The sequence below is a fragment of the Amycolatopsis dongchuanensis genome (assembly GCF_039542405.1).
In the GTDB taxonomy this organism is placed as follows: Bacteria; Actinomycetota; Actinomycetes; order Mycobacteriales; family Pseudonocardiaceae; genus Amycolatopsis_E; species Amycolatopsis_E sacchari.
This window is the reverse complement of sequence record NZ_BAABIB010000017.1, coordinates 145592-159899: the sequence shown is the minus strand read 5'-3', so window position 1 is coordinate 159899 and position 14308 is coordinate 145592. Positions and strand designations below refer to the sequence as shown.

14 protein-coding genes are annotated in these 14308 nt (G+C 71.8%); 3 read left to right on the top strand and 11 right to left on the bottom strand.

What is annotated here, in order from left to right:
• Window positions 1-484: 484 nt before the first annotated feature.
• The 5 genes from ABFX51_RS03505 to ABFX51_RS03485 form a co-directional block, all read right to left on the bottom strand.
• Complete coding sequence (locus ABFX51_RS03505; RefSeq protein WP_091504985.1) at window positions 485-886, bottom strand: hypothetical protein; 402 nt, start codon at window positions 884-886, stop codon at window positions 485-487.
• A gap of 23 nt (window positions 887-909) precedes the next feature.
• The gene (locus ABFX51_RS03500; protein ID WP_346052042.1) at window positions 910-3399 is read right to left on the bottom strand and encodes a WXG100 family type VII secretion target; all 2490 of its coding nucleotides are present in this window, start codon (window positions 3397-3399) and stop codon (window positions 910-912) included.
• Window positions 3399-3710: a hypothetical protein gene (locus ABFX51_RS03495; protein ID WP_091504987.1), complete on the bottom strand. Its 312-nt coding sequence runs from the start codon at window positions 3708-3710 to the stop codon at window positions 3399-3401. The genes ABFX51_RS03500 and ABFX51_RS03495 overlap by 1 nt, the downstream gene beginning before the upstream one ends.
• Window positions 3711-3809: 99 nt before the next feature.
• A complete protein-coding gene (locus ABFX51_RS03490) occupies window positions 3810-4070 on the bottom strand; it encodes an acyl carrier protein (protein WP_091504988.1) in 261 nt (86 codons plus the stop codon).
• Entirely contained in the window at window positions 4063-5700 is a 1638-nt protein-coding gene (locus tag ABFX51_RS03485; RefSeq protein WP_346052040.1) for a fatty acyl-AMP ligase, read from the bottom strand. Before ABFX51_RS03485 ends, ABFX51_RS03490 begins: the two co-directional genes overlap by 8 nt.
• A gap of 131 nt (window positions 5701-5831) precedes the next feature.
• Here ABFX51_RS03485 and ABFX51_RS03480 point away from each other — a divergent pair, with 131 nt between their 5' ends.
• The gene (locus ABFX51_RS03480; protein WP_346052038.1) at window positions 5832-6593 is read left to right on the top strand and encodes a cytochrome P450 family protein; all 762 of its coding nucleotides are present in this window, start codon (window positions 5832-5834) and stop codon (window positions 6591-6593) included.
• Here the strand turns inward: ABFX51_RS03480 and glmM are convergent.
• The 3 genes from glmM to rplM all read right to left on the bottom strand — a co-directional run bounded on the left by glmM (window position 6582) and on the right by rplM (window position 9081).
• On the bottom strand, window positions 6582-7916 hold the full coding sequence (gene glmM, locus ABFX51_RS03475; RefSeq protein WP_346052036.1) for a phosphoglucosamine mutase: 1335 nt from the start codon (window positions 7914-7916) through the stop codon (window positions 6582-6584). The genes ABFX51_RS03480 and glmM overlap by 12 nt on opposite strands.
• Window positions 7917-8122: 206 nt before the next feature.
• Window positions 8123-8614: a 30S ribosomal protein S9 gene (rpsI, locus tag ABFX51_RS03470; protein WP_091505209.1), complete on the bottom strand. Its 492-nt coding sequence runs from the start codon at window positions 8612-8614 to the stop codon at window positions 8123-8125.
• 14 nt (window positions 8615-8628) lie between these two features.
• The gene (gene rplM / locus ABFX51_RS03465; RefSeq protein ID WP_091504992.1) at window positions 8629-9081 is read right to left on the bottom strand and encodes a 50S ribosomal protein L13; all 453 of its coding nucleotides are present in this window, start codon (window positions 9079-9081) and stop codon (window positions 8629-8631) included.
• 178 nt (window positions 9082-9259) lie between these two features.
• On the opposite strand from rplM, the gene ABFX51_RS03460 reads away from it, so the two are divergent.
• Together ABFX51_RS03460 and ABFX51_RS03455 are read left to right on the top strand one after the other, a co-directional pair.
• A complete protein-coding gene (locus ABFX51_RS03460) occupies window positions 9260-10120 on the top strand; it encodes a hypothetical protein (protein ID WP_346052034.1) in 861 nt (286 codons plus the stop codon).
• Window positions 10121-10881: 761 nt separating this feature from the next.
• The gene (locus ABFX51_RS03455; RefSeq protein WP_346052032.1) at window positions 10882-11520 is read left to right on the top strand and encodes a DUF4333 domain-containing protein; all 639 of its coding nucleotides are present in this window, start codon (window positions 10882-10884) and stop codon (window positions 11518-11520) included.
• 59 nt (window positions 11521-11579) lie between these two features.
• Here ABFX51_RS03455 and ABFX51_RS03450 read toward each other — a convergent pair whose 3' ends face one another.
• The 3 genes from ABFX51_RS03450 to ABFX51_RS03440 all read right to left on the bottom strand — a co-directional run bounded on the left by ABFX51_RS03450 (window position 11580) and on the right by ABFX51_RS03440 (window position 14286).
• Entirely contained in the window at window positions 11580-11876 is a 297-nt protein-coding gene (locus ABFX51_RS03450; protein WP_091504994.1) for a WXG100 family type VII secretion target, read from the bottom strand.
• A gap of 46 nt (window positions 11877-11922) precedes the next feature.
• On the bottom strand, window positions 11923-12240 hold the full coding sequence (locus tag ABFX51_RS03445) for a WXG100 family type VII secretion target (RefSeq protein WP_091504995.1): 318 nt from the start codon (window positions 12238-12240) through the stop codon (window positions 11923-11925).
• A 192-nt stretch (window positions 12241-12432) separates the two neighbouring features.
• A complete protein-coding gene (locus ABFX51_RS03440) occupies window positions 12433-14286 on the bottom strand; it encodes a type VII secretion-associated protein (protein ID WP_346052029.1) in 1854 nt (617 codons plus the stop codon).
• Window positions 14287-14308 lie beyond the last annotated feature (22 nt).

Sequence of the window (14308 nt, the reverse complement as noted above, 5' to 3'; positions counted from 1 at the left end):
CGCGGCCGGAGGCCACTGCGGAGCGGGGCGGCCCGGCCGGGTGCTGCGGCGCGCTGCGGAGGCGGTCGGGCACCGCGGGGTCGCCGCAGTGCTGCGCGGCCGGGAGCTGCGGGGATGGCCGGGCGCGGCGCGACCGCGGGCTGAGGGGCGCGGCCGGGCGCGGTCCGGAGTGGCTGATGCTGAGCGACCGCCCGGGCGCTGCACGGCGGCCGGGCGCTGAGCGAGTGACCGGTGGCTGCACAAGGCAGCGGCCGGTGACCTGGCAGCGGATTCCGCACGCGAAACCGCCGAGATGTGCCAGGTGGCCGGGGATGTCCCAGGTGAAGGCGCACTCCCCGTCTCGACCGCAGCGGTGCGTCGGCGGGGCCGCCACGGCAACCGGCCCCCAAGCCGCCCCCTGCCAGGCCGCGACCCAAGGCGCCCCTGCCAGGCACCCCAAGCCCCCAGCCAGGCCCCACCAACCCCACCGCCCCGGCGAAGGGCGTCAGCGCAGCCAGCTGCGGTTGGACAAGTCGTCCTCGTCGAAGTCGTCTCGGGAGTGGCGGCCTCGGCGTGGCTGCGGGTCGGCGGGGGGTGGCTGGCGCGGGGTGAAGGACTCGGTTCCCGCCGGGCCGAAGTCGTCCTCCTGCGGGCCGAACTTCATCTCCGTGCTCTTGTCCCCCAGCGCCTTCTCCGTGGCCCAGCCCCCGGCCTCGCGCTCCCGCCTGCCCAGCTCGCGGCGGTGCTGGACGTACCGCTCCGCCGCCTTCACCTGCTTGGTCATGTACTCCTGCGACCGGGCCTGGATCTCCTGCCCCTGCCGGTCCAGCAACGCCCGCCGGTCCGCCTGCTCGCGGACCAGGCCGTCCATCCTGGCCTTCAACCGCCGGATCTCGTCCGAGACCATGCGCCCCTCCTCGTCCCGCGGCCCTACCGCTGGGTGACCGACCGGTCGCCCTCGTCGTCGAGCGAACCGCTGATGCGGCCGCCCGCCCCACCGGAGTTGAAGATCCCGCCGTCGATGCGGTACGCCCGGGAACTGCGCTCCTGGTCCTCGCCACCACCGCCGGCGGCACCCATGCCACCCATCATGCCGCCCAGCGAACCCAGGCTGCCGAGCCCGCCGGACCCAGCCGCACCACCGCCCTGCTGCTGCGTCGCCAGCGCCTCGGTCCCGATCGGCTGCACCCCGGGCGTCGCGTGCTGCTGCATCGACGCACCGGTCTGCTCCCCCGGCGCCAGCGAGGACGCATCACCCAGCGAACCACCGCTCGTCACGCCCGCGACCCCGGCACCGATCGGCTCGCTCGTGGCGGGCACCGTCTGCTCGAAACCACCCGCGCCGTCCGGCACAGGCCCCGAAGCCGCCGCAGGCTGGATCGAGACATCCGACTGCCCACCACCGAAACCGCCGTCCGGCACCGGACCCGAAGCCGCGGCGGGCTGGATCGAGATGTCCGAGTGCGCACCGCCGACGGAAGCACCACCACCGACGGAAGCACCCGAACCCTGCGGCACGTCGCCGCTGACGGGCCGCGGCACCGAGCCGTCGTCCTTCCCGACCAGGCTCTCCGCCCCAGGCTTCTCCTCGCCGAGGGTGTACTTCGTCGGCTCGCCGGTGCCGTCGTCGATCGTGACGACGGTCGGGCCGTCCGGCCCCTCGGGACGTTCCGCGGTGATCTTGAGGTTGCCGTCCTCGATGTGGATCTTGCCATCGGGACCCGGCCGGTACGCGCCGTCCGGCCCCGGCTGACCCGGCGTCGCACCAGGACCCTGCGGGCCGAAAGACGGCTGCCCGGTCCCGGTTTCCTTGCCGTCGCCCCAGTCGAGCTGGTAGTCCTTCGGCTTCCCGGTGCCGTCGTCGACCGAGATGCCCATCTTGCCGTCGGCGTCCGGCTCGGACATCTCGATCTTCTTGTCGCCCTGCTCGACGGTCAGCGTCTCCGGCTCGTCGCCCGCGTCCTTGATCGCCTCGCCCGTCTTCGGGTCGATCGGGTACGGCTCGCCGGTCTCCGGGTCGACCTCCATCGGCTTGCCCGTGTACGGGTTGATCCCCTGCTGCGCTTCCTGCTTCGCCGCGTCCGCGGTCGCCGACGGGTCCGGTGTGGACGGTGTCGACGGTGTCGATGGCACCGTGGCGGACGGCGGCGTCGTGCTCCCGCCACCGCCGCTTCCCGTTCCCCCACCGCCGGTCCCGGTCCCGGTCCCGCCGCCACCGGTGTTCCCGTTGTGGTCGCCGGTACCGCTCGGCTTCGTCTCACCGGTGGGCTGCTTGGCGCCCTCGAACTCGTTCTTGATCTTGCCCATGACGTCGTCGAGGGCGTCGTAGGCCTGGTTCACCAGGTCCAGCGTGTCCTTGCAGGTCTTGTCGAACCCCTTGTACAGCCGGTCCCACATGTCCGGGTTGAACTGGTTCTGGATCCACTGCTTGGCCAGGTCCTGGCCGTGCTTCTTGATGTCGTCGTCGTCGCAGCAGCCGTCGTCGTTGAGCGTCTCGACGAGGTTGGTGCCGAAGTTGAGGTCCATCCAGCCGGCGATCGCCTTCAGGTCGTCCTTCTCGGCGTGCTCCCCGTTCGCGACCGCGACGACCTTCTGCGCCATGGCGTAGTCGGCCTTGCCGACCTGGTCGGTGTACATCGCGACGACCGCGTCGGCCTTGCCCTTGCACAGCTGGAAGACCGTGTGCACCGCCGTCGTGGTCGCCTCGTGCGCGTCCTCGAGGGTCTGCGCGAGCTTGTTCGCCTTGGGGAGGATCTGGTCGTTGTAGTGGTCCGATGCCGCGTCCGCGCCCGCGCCGCTCCACGTCTGGAACAGCGTGCTCAGCGTGGTGCCGGTGTCCTTGACGGCCTGGTCCACCGTGGTGGCGCCGGTCTTGAAGTGGTCGGCGTCGGCGAGGAAGTTCTCGAAGCTGATGCCGCGCTGCTCGTCGAAGCGCTTCTTGATGTCGTTGTTGAAGTCCAGTGGCCGTGTGTTGCCCCGGCAGTCGTCCGGGATCTTCGCGAGCAGCGAGCCGAAGGTCTGGAACACCTTGAGCGCGGGCTCGGCGGCGTCGAACAGCTCGTCCGACGTCTTGGTGCCGGTGCCGCCCGGCGCGGGCGCCTGCTTGCCGTCGAGCTGCGTCTTGCCCTCGTCGACGGCCTTCTTCTCTTCGCGCTCGTTGTAGCTCGCCTGGTCCCCGGCCTTCTTCGCGGCGTCGTAGGCCGCGTCGGTGCCCTGGAACCCGAGCATCGGGGTCGCGTTGTACGCCTCCGCGTACCGCGCCGCCTCGTCACGCTCCTCCTTCGTGGAGGACGACGGCATGCCCTCGAACAGCGGCGCCTGGTTCTCCTGCTGCCACGCGCTGATCAGCATCGTCTTCTGCTCGGGCGGCACGCTCGGGTCGTCGAGCAGCGCCTTGACCTCGGACCACTTCTTGGCCATCAGACGGTCCCCGCATTCGAGATCGCGTTGCCCTGCGCGTGGTCGTTCTCGGCGTAGCTGCGGCCGCCGGAGCCGATGTTGGCGCCGAACGCGTTGAGCGTGTTGCTGTACCCGCTCACGGCCTGCCACAGGGTCTGCACGCCGGTGGTGTACTTCTGGGCGTGGTCGCCGTGGGCCTGGCCGAAGCCCTGCGCCGTCACGGGGGAGCTGGCGAGGTCGGTGTTCTTGTCCGGCAGGTCCTCGGCCACCTGTGTGATCTTCTTCGACGCCGAGGCCATCGCGTCGGTGCTCGCGGTGTAGCCGCCGCTCATGTCCGAGTCCCCCTCACCAGGTGTGCTTACGGCAGTTCCGACGCACGTCCCCGGCGCGCGGTGCCGTTGCCCGTGCAAAGAATGTACTCACCCGCCGCGTCACCGCGCAGCCGTTTCACCTGGTTTGTTCCGCAGTGCCTCGGTCAGGATCCGCGCGACGGACTCGACGTCGGTCAGCTGGTCGCGCTCGTCGAGGTCGATGGTGACCTCGAAGAAGACCTCCAGCGTGGCGAGCAGCCGGATGCGCCCCTTGGAGTCGATGCCCAGCTCCTCGAGCGGGGTGTCCGGCCGCACGCGCTCGGGGTCGAGCAGGAAGGTGTCGCACACGAGCTTGCGGACCTCGGCGACGTGATCAGACATGGGGACCACCGTACTGCGCCCTGGCCGCCGACCTGGACACCTTCCCGCTGGAAGTGCGCGGCAGCTCACCGGGCCCGACCAGGTGGAACGCACGCAGGGCGAGGTCGTGCTCCTGCGCCACCGCGCGCCGCACCGCCCGCGCCACCTCCGCCTCGTCCGGCTCCGCGTCCCGCAGCCGCTCCGCCACGACGGCGACACCTTCACCGCGGTCGTCCTCGACTGCGAACGCGGCGACGCGGTCCCGGCGGATCGCGGGATGCGCCTGCGCCACCGTGCCCTCGATGTCCTGCGGGTAGTGGTTGCGGCCGTCGATGACGATGAGGTCCTTGAGCCGCCCGGTGAGGTACAGGTCGCCGCGGTGCAGCACGCCGAGGTCCCCCGTCCGCAGCCACCCGTCGAGCCCTTCGAGGTGGTTGCCGAACGCGTCGTTCTCGCGCCGCCAGTACCCGGCCGCGACGTGGGGACCGTGCACCCACACCTCGCCGAGCACCCCGTCCGGCTGCACGCGCCCGTCGTGGACGATCCGGACCAGCTGCCCCACCGGCCTGCCCACGGACACCAGCTCCCGCCGCTGCGGGAAGTCCGGCCCCACTTCGACCGCCCGCCCCTCCGCGAGCGCGTCGCGGTCGAACGCGGTGATCGTCGGCCCCTCTGGACCCGCACTCGTCACGTACACCGTGGCTTCGGCGAGCCCGTACGACGGACGGTGCGCCTCGCGGCGGAACCCGTACGGCCCGAACGCCTTCTGGAACTCCTCGACCGTCTGCGGGCGCACGGTTTCGGCTCCGTTGAGCGCGATCCGCACGCCCGACAGGTCCAGACCTTCGCGGGGCGCCGCCTCGACGGCCAGGTCGTAGGCGAAGTTCGGCGCGGCGGTGAAGACGTCGGGGTAGTCCGACAGCTGCCGCAGCCACCGTTCGGGCCGCCGCACGAACTCCACGGGCGCCATGAACACCGACCGCGACCCCAGGAACACCGGCAGGCACACCAGCTGGACGAGCCCCATGTCGTGGAAGAACGGGATCCAGCCCGCACACGTCGTCCCACTGTCCACTTCGTACGCCAGGCTCGCCTGCCAGCAGCTCGCGACCACGGCCCGGTGCGGGATGATCGCCCCGGCGGGTTTCCGCGTGGAGCCGGAGGTGTACTGCAGGTACGCGGGCGCTTCGGGGTCGACGGGGACCGGATCGGCGCCGGGGCCGTCCAGCTCGTCGACCGCCAGCACGTGCCGCGGCTCGCCGAGCTCCCGCACGCGCTCGAGCGTGGACGACGACGTCAGCCAGACCTCCGCCCCGCAGTCCTCCAGCGCGCCGAGCAGCCTGCCGCGGTGGGCGCGCAGCGACGGGTCGAACAGCGGCACCGCCACCATCCCGGCGGCGAGCACGCCGTAGAACGCCACGGGATACGTGAGGTCCTGCGGCGCGACGATCGCGACGCGGTCACCCGGCTCCGCGATCTCCCGCAGCCGGTGCGCCACCACCCGCACGCGTTCGGCGAGCTGCGCCCACGTCAGGCTGTGCTCGCCGCCGCCCCGGTAGTCGAGGAACGTGAACACCGGCCGGTCGTCCCCGGCCCTCGCGAACAGCCGATCGAGCAGTGAGCCGCGCAAAACGTCCTCGGGCACCGTCATCGCGTTCTACCGTGGGATCCGCCATGGCACATGACCACACGGTACTGAGCACGCGGGCCGCCTGTCTGGCCGCTCTGCGAAGTTCCGCACTCAGCTCGAACCCGGGCTCGGCGCAGGCGAACCTGCTGTTCATGGACGGCCCCGCCCACACGCGGCTGCGCGAGGTGGTGCGCGGCATGATCGCGCGCGCCGAACCGCTGCCGCCGGACGTGCGTGCGCGGATCGAAGGCATAGCCGGTGGGCTCGGCGACGAGTTCGACCTCGTCGCGGACTTCGCGCGCCCCGTCGCCGCGGCGGTGACGGCCGTCGTGCTGGGGGTCGACCTGCCGCCGCGGGTGATCGCCGACATCGAGGCCGTGACGGCGAACCTCGACGCGTGGTTCGGCCGGGGCGGTGCCGCCGACACCGCGGCGTTGCGGCTGGCGATGTTCTTCGCGCGTGCCGGGGTGTTACCGGAGGCGGACGTGACCGAGGAGGAACGCCTCGTCACCCCGGTGATGCTGGCGCACGCGGCGTTCGAGAACTCGCGGAACTTCCTGGCGCTGGCCGGGTTGCGGCTCGTTGTGGAACGCCGGCCGGAGGACGCGCGGTCGCTCGCGAACGAAATCGTCCCGGCCCGGCTGGTCTACCGGCGGGCCACGGAAGACGTCGAGCTGGCCGGGCACCCGGTGCGTGCCGGGCAGACGGTCGCCGTCCGGCTCGACGACGGCCTGCCGTTCGGCGCCGGTCCGCACACCTGCCCCGGCGCGGGGGTCGCGCTCGCCGAAGCCGACGTGGCGCTGTCCGCGCTCGCGCGGGTCCTGCGGCCCGGGCACCGGGTGCGCGAAGTGGAATACAGCACACACCCGGTGTTCCACGGCCTCGAACGGGCCGTGGTGTGGCTAGGAAACTGACGAAACCACGCCGGCGAGCCGGTCGGCGGCGGTCTGCGCGACGTCGTGCGTCGGCGCCTCGACCATGACCCGCACCAGCTGCTCGGTGCCGGACTGCCGCAGCAGCACGCGGCCCTGCTCACCCAGCTCGGTCTCGACGGCCTGCACGGCGTCACGGACCGCGTCCGAGTTCACCACGGCCGCCTTGTCCGCCACGCGCACGTTGATCAGGACCTGCGGCAGCCGCCGCATGACCGACGCCAGGTCGGCGAGCGGCTTCCCGGTGGCGGCGACCCTGCTCATCAGGCGCAGCGCGGTCAGCAGGCCGTCCCCGGTGGTGGCGAGCGCGGGGAACACGACGTGCCCGGACTGCTCGCCGCCCAGCGCGAACCCGCCGGCCCGCAGCTCCTCCAGCACGTAGCGGTCGCCGACGGCGGTGGTGCGCAGCTGCACGCCGTGTTCGCGCATCGCCAGGTGCAGGCCCAGGTTGCTCATCACGGTCGCGACGAGGGTGCCGTGCGTCAGCTCACCCGCCTCGGCCATCGCGAGCGCGAGGACGGCCATGATCTGGTCCCCGTCGACGAGCTCACCGGAGGCGTCGACGGCGAGGCAGCGGTCGGCGTCGCCGTCGTGCGCGATGCCGAGGTCCGCGCCGTGCTCGCGGACGGCGGCCTGCAGCTTGTCCATGTGCGTGGAGCCGCAGTCCTCGTTGATGTTGATGCCGTCGGGCTCCGCGGAGATCGCGACGACCTCGGCCCCGGCCTTGCGGTACACCTCGGGCGCGGCGAAGGAGGCGGCGCCGTTGGCGCAGTCGACCACGATCCGCAGCCCGGTCAGCGGGTGCGGCAGGGAGTCGAGCAGGTGCTGGGTGTAGCGGTCGAGCGCGTCGGGCACGTCGGTGACGCGGCCGATCTCGGCGCCGGTGGGGCGGCTGCCGTTGCCGGACAGGCCCGCCTCGATCTCGTCCTCGATGCCGTCGGGCAGCTTGTGCCCGCCGGCGGCGAACAGCTTGATCCCGTTGTCGGGCATGGGGTTGTGGGACGCGGAGATCATCACGCCGAGGTCGGCGTCCAGCGCGCCCACGAGGTGCGCCACGGCGGGCGTCGGCTGCACGCCGACCCGCAGCACGTCGGCGCCCGCGGAGGCGAGCCCCGCGACGACGGCCGCCTCCAGCATCTCGCCGCTCGCCCGCGGGTCCCGGCCGACGACGGCGACGGGGCGGTGCGAGCGGTCGTGCGCGGCGAGCACCCTGGCGGCACTGGCCGCGACGGAGAGCGCCAGTTCCGGCGTCAGGTCCCCGTTCGCGAGACCACGAACCCCGTCGGTGCCGAACAGGCGAGCCATGTGTTTTCTCTCCTCGAACCTCTGTGCGACGCGGACAACCTAGCGCCCCCGCTTCCGACGTTAACCCCTGGCTCGGGCAGTGCCGTGGGGAGTGCCTTCTGCCCCACCGGACCTGCGCGAGGGCCGGGACCTGACGTCGCCGGCGCGGAAAACGACGAAGGCGCCCATCCTGGTGTGGACGGGCGCCTTCGCGGAGGCAGCGGCAATCAGCGCTTGCTGTACTGCGGAGCCTTGCGGGCCTTCTTGAGGCCGTACTTCTTGCGCTCGGTGGCCCGGGCGTCCCGGGTCAGGAAGCCGGCCTTCTTCAGCGCGGGCCGGTCGTCGGCGTCGACCTCGACGAGCGCGCGGGCGATCGCCAGGCGCAGCGCACCGGCCTGGCCGGAGATGCCGCCACCCTTGAGGTTGCCGAAGATGTCGAACGAGTCCGGCTTGTCGACGGTCACCAGGGGCTCACGGATGAGCTGCTGGTGCACCTTGTTGGGGAAGTACTCCTCGAGGCTGCGGCCGTTGAGCTTGAACTCGCCGGTGCCGGGGACGAGCCGCACGCGGACGACGGCCTCCTTGCGGCGGCCGACCGTCTGGGCGGACCCGCCGGCGGCGCGCGACGGACGCGGGGCGGCCGGGGTCTCGCTGGTCACGACGCCGTCGACGGCCTCGGGGGCCTCGACGTCCGTGGCCTCGGTCTCGGTGCTGGTCACGAACGTTTCCTCACTCACTGGGCGACCTGCGCGATCTTGGTGATCTCGTACGGCTGCGGCTGCTGGGCGCTGTGCGGGTGCTCCGGGCCTGCGTAGACCTTGAGCTTCTTCGCCTGCGCGCGGCCGAGCTTGTTCTTCGGCAGCATGCCCTTGACGACCTTCTCCAGCAGCCGCTCGGGCCGGGTGTCCAGCAGCTCGCCGAACGAGCGCTTGCGCAGACCACCGGGGTAGCCGCTGTGCCGGTACGCGAACTTCTGCTCGCGCTTGTTACCGGTGAGAGCGACCTTCTCGGCGTTCACGATGATGACGAAGTCACCGGTGTCCACATGAGGGGCAAAGGTCGGCTTGTGCTTGCCGCGCAGCAGCGTGGCGACCTCGGTCGCGAGCCGGCCGAGCACGACATTCTCGGCGTCGATCACGTGCCAGGCACGGGTGACATCGCCAGGCTTGGGGCTGTACGTGGGCAAGGGTCTACCTCGTCGTCAACTTGCGTGTGGGGTCGAGTGCGGGCCGAGCGCTTATAGCGCCGCAGCGCACAACGACATATGAAGATACCCCCTCACTCCGGTGCTCTGGAAAGCGGGGGTACCCGAGCCTGGCCCATACTACTGTGAGCCGGTGACCGCCTGCCCACCGAGGACGAAGATGGCCGCTCTCGTGGCCGCGGTGGCGCTGCTCGTGAGCGCGTGCGGTGGCGCGAGGGCGGGGACCGCGGTGCCCAACGGCGCCGAGGCCGCGGCCTACGTGAGCGCCAAGTTCTCGGCGACGCTCGACAAGCTCGCCGACCGGCTCGACGGGACCGACAGCCGCAAGAGCGTGCTCGACACGTTCGCCCGGTTCGACACGAAGAAGATCAACAGCACCGTGAGCGCCGTGCAGCTCGGTGATCCGCCGGCGAGGCTCGCGAAGAACCACTCGAACCTCGACTCCAACGAGTACCTGGACATGTACCACCCGGCGAACAGTCCCGTGGAGTACATGCTGCTGGGGCCGGTGTACGCGAGCCTCGCGCCCACACACTGGGTGTCGATGCCGTATACGGCGGGTGATTTGAACGAGTGCTTCTGGGCCGGCGGGCAGGGGGTGTGCAAGCTGCTGGGGGCGGTGTCCGACTCGGTCGACCAGGGTCGGGCGAAGACGGCGACGAGCAAGGCGGACGGCGGTGTCGAGCTGACGGCGGATGTGACGCTCGGCGCGGTGCTGCAGAACCGGGTGGTGGTGTTCCCGCAGTCGATCCTGGACCAGATCGGCGCGGAGCTGAAGGCGCAGACCCTGCGGGCCCGGATCGTGATCGACGCGCGGGGGAAGCTGGCGGAGCTGCAGCTGGAGGGCACCGTGGCGGGCGGCGGGCACGAGGTCGAGCTGAGGACGCACTACCGCCTCGACGGCACCCCGACGGAGAACGACCTGCCGAAACTCCCGGACCCGGCCGATGTGACGGTCCTCGCGGACAGCACCGCGGTGAGCGACTTCTACGCCCGCATGGGCGAGATCCAGGGCCGGTGAGGCGGATGGCGGAGGAGCGGTTGCCCGGGGATGGGGCGCGGCCGGAGGGCGCGGAGGGGCCGGGGCCGGAGGGTGCGGAGCGGGGCGCGACAGCGCCGGAGGGCGCGGCGCCCGGCAGGGCAGCGGAGCCGGGCGCGGTAGCGCCGGAGCCGGAGAGCGCGATGCCGCGGCCAGGCGCGGCAGCGGAGCCGGGCGGGACAGCGCCGGGCACGGTAGCGGCGGAGCGGGCGGGGTCGGTGCCGAGTGCGGCACCCGGCGCGGCAACGCCGGAGCCGCAGAGGGCGGCAGCATCGGAGCCGGAAGGCGCGGTGCGGCAGGAGGAAGGTTCCGCCCCCGGAGCGGCGCCGGGTCAGTTTGCGGCCGAAGCCGCACCGGCCGTCGGGTCGGGGCTCACGCGAGGTGACGTGGCACCAGGCCACCAGTCGACGTTCAGCGTGGCGTCGGGAACTCAGCAGGGGCAGCCGGGGTCCGCGCAGGCCGGGCCGTCGGCGCCTCCGGCCGGACAGCCGCCCATTCGCCAGGCAGGGTGGTGGCAGCCCGGCGGAGCGACGGCGCAGCAGAGCGCACCGTTCGCCGCTCCCCCGTCAGGCCAGCCCGCCGGACCGTGGCAGGGACGAGCACCCGGCGGCCCTGGATGGCCGGGGCAGCCGGACCCTCGGCAAGGATGGACTTCCCAGGGTTGGCCTCCTCCGGCACAGCCCTGGACGCAGCCGGGAAACGCAACCGGTGCCCAACCGGTACAGCCCCCGGGATCGCACCCCGTGCAGACCTCCGGCCCCCAGCCGGTCCAGCCCTTCACGGGTCCGCAAGCGCAGGCCTCCGGGCCGCACCCGGCGCACGCCACCGGACCCCAGCCGGTCCAGCACCTCACCGGCCCGCAAGCCCAGCCCTCCGGGCCGCACCCGGCGCACGCCACCGGACCACAGCCGGTCCAGCCCTTCACCGGCCAGCAAGCCCACGCCACCGGACCCCAGCCCACCGCGCCAGCCCCGGCCTACCCCTCCGCACCGCCCACACCGCCCGCGGCGCAGTACGGGGTGCCGGGGGCGACGTACGGGGGCTTCGGCGCCTTCGAGCCGAAGACACGCCGTTCCCGCAAGCCGTGGCTCATCGGGGCGGTCGTCGTGCTCGTGGTGGCCGGGGGTGCGGGGGCGGCGTGGGGGCTCGGGGTGTTCGACGGGCCCACGCTGGACCGGCAGTCCGTTCAGGACGGTGTCGCCCGCGTGCTGCGCGACGACTTCGGCGAGCGTGACGTCGCGAACGTGAGCTGCCCCGAGGACCAGCCGGTCCGCACCGGAACGACGTTCGACTGTTCCGCCACCGTCGCGGGGCAGCCGAAGAAGATCACCGTGCGGGTGCTCAACGACGAAGCCCAGTACGAGGTCGGCGCGCCGAAATAGAGCACGAAAAAAGGGTCCCGGTGCGATACCGGGACCCTTTTTCGGACAGACCGGAAAGGTCAGCCGCCGAACATCTTGGTGATGCCCTGGTCCGTGGACTGGTAACCGTCGGCGATCTGCGGCAGCGCGGTCGCGATGCGAGCCAGCAGGCCCTTCATGTCCTCGAGCGCGCGGTTCCACTCGTCCTGGCGCTGGCGCCACGCTTCCTGCGCGTCACCGGTCCAGCTGTCGGTCAGCGGGGCGATGTCCGACTTGAGCTTGTCGAACAGCGACTCGATCTCCCCACCGGTCTTCTTGCAGTCGTCCGCCGCCTGGTGAATCGTGGCGTAATCGACCTTCATGGCGCCGTCAGGCATTTCTTCCCTCCGAGTCTAAAAAGTTCTGTGGATTTCCGGAAACGACTTACAGGCCTTCGAGGGCGGCCTGCAGCGAGCTGATCTGCTGCTGCACGTCCTGGTCCTGCGTCTCGTACTGGACACCGGAGGACTTCAGCATCTCGGCGATGTGCTCGAGCGCGTCGTTCAGCTTCATGGACTTCTCCCCGAAAGCGTCCATGACCTGCTGGAAAACCTTGGCCGCCGGACCGTCCCAGCCCGCGCGCGTGGCCTCGATGTTGCTCGCCAGCTGCTTCAGGTTCTGGTCCATCTGAAGCTTGGTCTCGTTCACCTTCGTGTGGGCGTCCGCGAACTGTGCCGGATCCCCAGTGAAACCGCCTGCCATGAGAGGGTGCCCCCTTCGCTCGTGGTTTGTCCGTACTGCTTGGTGGGTACGAACCTACGACGAAGACCTTGCCAGAATCGGTTCCCGCTTGTCGCGGATTGCCCCGAAGTAGTTGCGAGAGTGAATGCCCGAACGGGCAACCGATCCGAAAAACCGTCCCCCACCTCGGAAAACAGCACGGATTCGCAGCTGCTAACCGGTGATCTGCAGTGAGCGCACGACCTGGTCGCACGCCGCCGCCACCCGATCGTGCACCTGCTGGCCGGCGTACTGGCACGCGACGTTCACCTGGACGCGCCCCTGCGCGAGCACGTACCAGTCGATCGGGCCGAACTTCCCCGCCTGCCGGTAGTAGATGACCTGGCGCCCGCCGAACGTCGCGGCGGCGTCGAAACCGGAGTACTCATCCCCCGCCTGTTCGGCCTGCTTCCGCAGGTTGTCCGCGAGCTGGCGGGGATCCGCCGTCGCGTCGTAGGCGAGTTCGTACTCCTGCACCGAAATCGCGTCGTTCTGCGTGGTGGCGTCGGCCGGTTTGATCAGCGTCTCGCGGAACTGCGGCTGCCCACCGGTCTGCGTCCAGTCCTGCGGTGCGGAGAACTGGTAGTGGTACTGCGCGACGACCTTGCCCTGCGGCGGCTCGTCCCCGCCGCCCAGCCACACCAGCAACCCCGCCACCACGGCCGCGACGACGACCACCGCGCCGCCGCCGAGCCACAGGAGCTTCCGCTTGCGGCGTGGCGCTTCCGGGGCCTGCGCGGCCGGGATGCCGTGCGGCGGCGACACCGGCGGCGCCGGCGGGCGGGGCGGGGCGAACGCTGCGGGCGGGCGCACCGGTGGCCGCGAGGCGAACCCGGGACGCGGCGCGTTCGGCCCCCGCACCAGTTCCGTGCGCTGCTCTGCCAGCGGGCGCGGCGCGGGCGGACGTGCCTGCTCCTGCCGGACGGCGAGCAGCGCACCGCGGGCCACCACGGTTTCCGGTTGGTCCAAAGTGGTCGGTACGACCCCGGTGCGTTCGTGCACGAGCCGGGAGATCATCGGGATCCGGCTCGACCCGCCGACGAGGAAGATCGCGGTGAGCTGCTTCGGCCGCAACCCCGCCTCCTCGATCGCGGCGCACGTCAGCTCGACCGTGCGGCTCAACGGTGCGGCGATCAGCTTTTCCAGGTCCTCACGCGTCACGTGCGCGTCGGGGAACGGCGGGGGCAGCGGGATGTCGGTGTACGCGTGCCGGGAGAGCGTTTCCTTGGCGCCCCGCACGTCCTGCCGCAACACCCGGCGGCGGCGCCGGTCCACCAGCTCGCGGCCCTCCACGAGCTCCCGCCAGGCGGCCGGGTCCGCCGAGGACACCAGGCTCCCGACGTGTTCCAGCAGCGCCTGGTCCACGTCCGCGCCGCCGAAACTCGGATCGCCGCGGGTCGCGAGCACCTGGAACCGGCCGCGGTTGCCGTTCGCCGGGGGACGGCTGACGACGCTCACGTCGACCGTCCCGCCGCCCAGGTCGAGCACGGCCAGCGTCTCCCCCGGCCGTTTGCTCATCTCCACCGTGCGGTCGCGGTTGACCTCCAGCGGCGGGAACGTCGCGGCGTGGAACACCGCCGCCGCCACGGGTTCCGGCACGAGGGTGACCTCGCGGGCGAGCCCGCCGGCGGCCTGCCGCAGCAGGCGCGTGCGCACCGCGCCCCAGTCGGCGGGGTGGGTCAGCACGAGCAGGTCCACCTCGGCACCGCTCGCCAGGCGCCGGGCTTCGGACACCGCACGGGACAGGACGGCCCGGACCACGTCGGTCACCCGCAGGACCGTGTCGCCGAGCAGCAGCTCGCCCTCGTCGATCCGGCGCTTCGGGTGGGGCTCGTAGCGGGACGGGTCCACCGCGGCCTGGCGCTCGGCCTCCTGCCCGACGAACAGCGTGCCGTCGGCCGCGGCGTAGACGGCCGAGGACATCAACGGATGCCCGTCGATGACGGCGACCTGCGGCTCACGCCCGTTGAGCGCCGCCACGACGCACGTGCTGGAGGTCCCGAAATCGACCGCGACCCGGAGCGTCACCGCCCACCTCCACACCGGAGAG

Excerpts from the sequence above, each read along its gene's own strand:
- ABFX51_RS03505 (WP_091504985.1), bottom strand. The coding sequence starts at position 886 with ATGGTCTCGGACGAGATCCGGCGGTTGAAGGCCAGGATGGACGGCCTG.
- ABFX51_RS03500 (WP_346052042.1), bottom strand. The coding sequence starts at position 3,399 with ATGGCCAAGAAGTGGTCCGAGGTCAAGGCGCTGCTCGACGACCCGAGC.
- ABFX51_RS03495 (WP_091504987.1), bottom strand. The coding sequence starts at position 3,710 with ATGAGCGGCGGCTACACCGCGAGCACCGACGCGATGGCCTCGGCGTCG.
- ABFX51_RS03490 (WP_091504988.1), bottom strand. The coding sequence starts at position 4,070 with ATGTCTGATCACGTCGCCGAGGTCCGCAAGCTCGTGTGCGACACCTTC.
- ABFX51_RS03485 (WP_346052040.1), bottom strand. The coding sequence starts at position 5,700 with ATGACGGTGCCCGAGGACGTTTTGCGCGGCTCACTGCTCGATCGGCTG.
- ABFX51_RS03480 (WP_346052038.1), top strand. The coding sequence starts at position 5,832 with ATGGACGGCCCCGCCCACACGCGGCTGCGCGAGGTGGTGCGCGGCATG.
- glmM (WP_346052036.1), bottom strand. The coding sequence starts at position 7,916 with ATGGCTCGCCTGTTCGGCACCGACGGGGTTCGTGGTCTCGCGAACGGG.
- ABFX51_RS03460 (WP_346052034.1), top strand. The coding sequence starts at position 9,260 with ATGGCCGCTCTCGTGGCCGCGGTGGCGCTGCTCGTGAGCGCGTGCGGT.
- ABFX51_RS03450 (WP_091504994.1), bottom strand. The coding sequence starts at position 11,876 with ATGCCTGACGGCGCCATGAAGGTCGATTACGCCACGATTCACCAGGCG.
- ABFX51_RS03445 (WP_091504995.1), bottom strand. The coding sequence starts at position 12,240 with ATGGCAGGCGGTTTCACTGGGGATCCGGCACAGTTCGCGGACGCCCAC.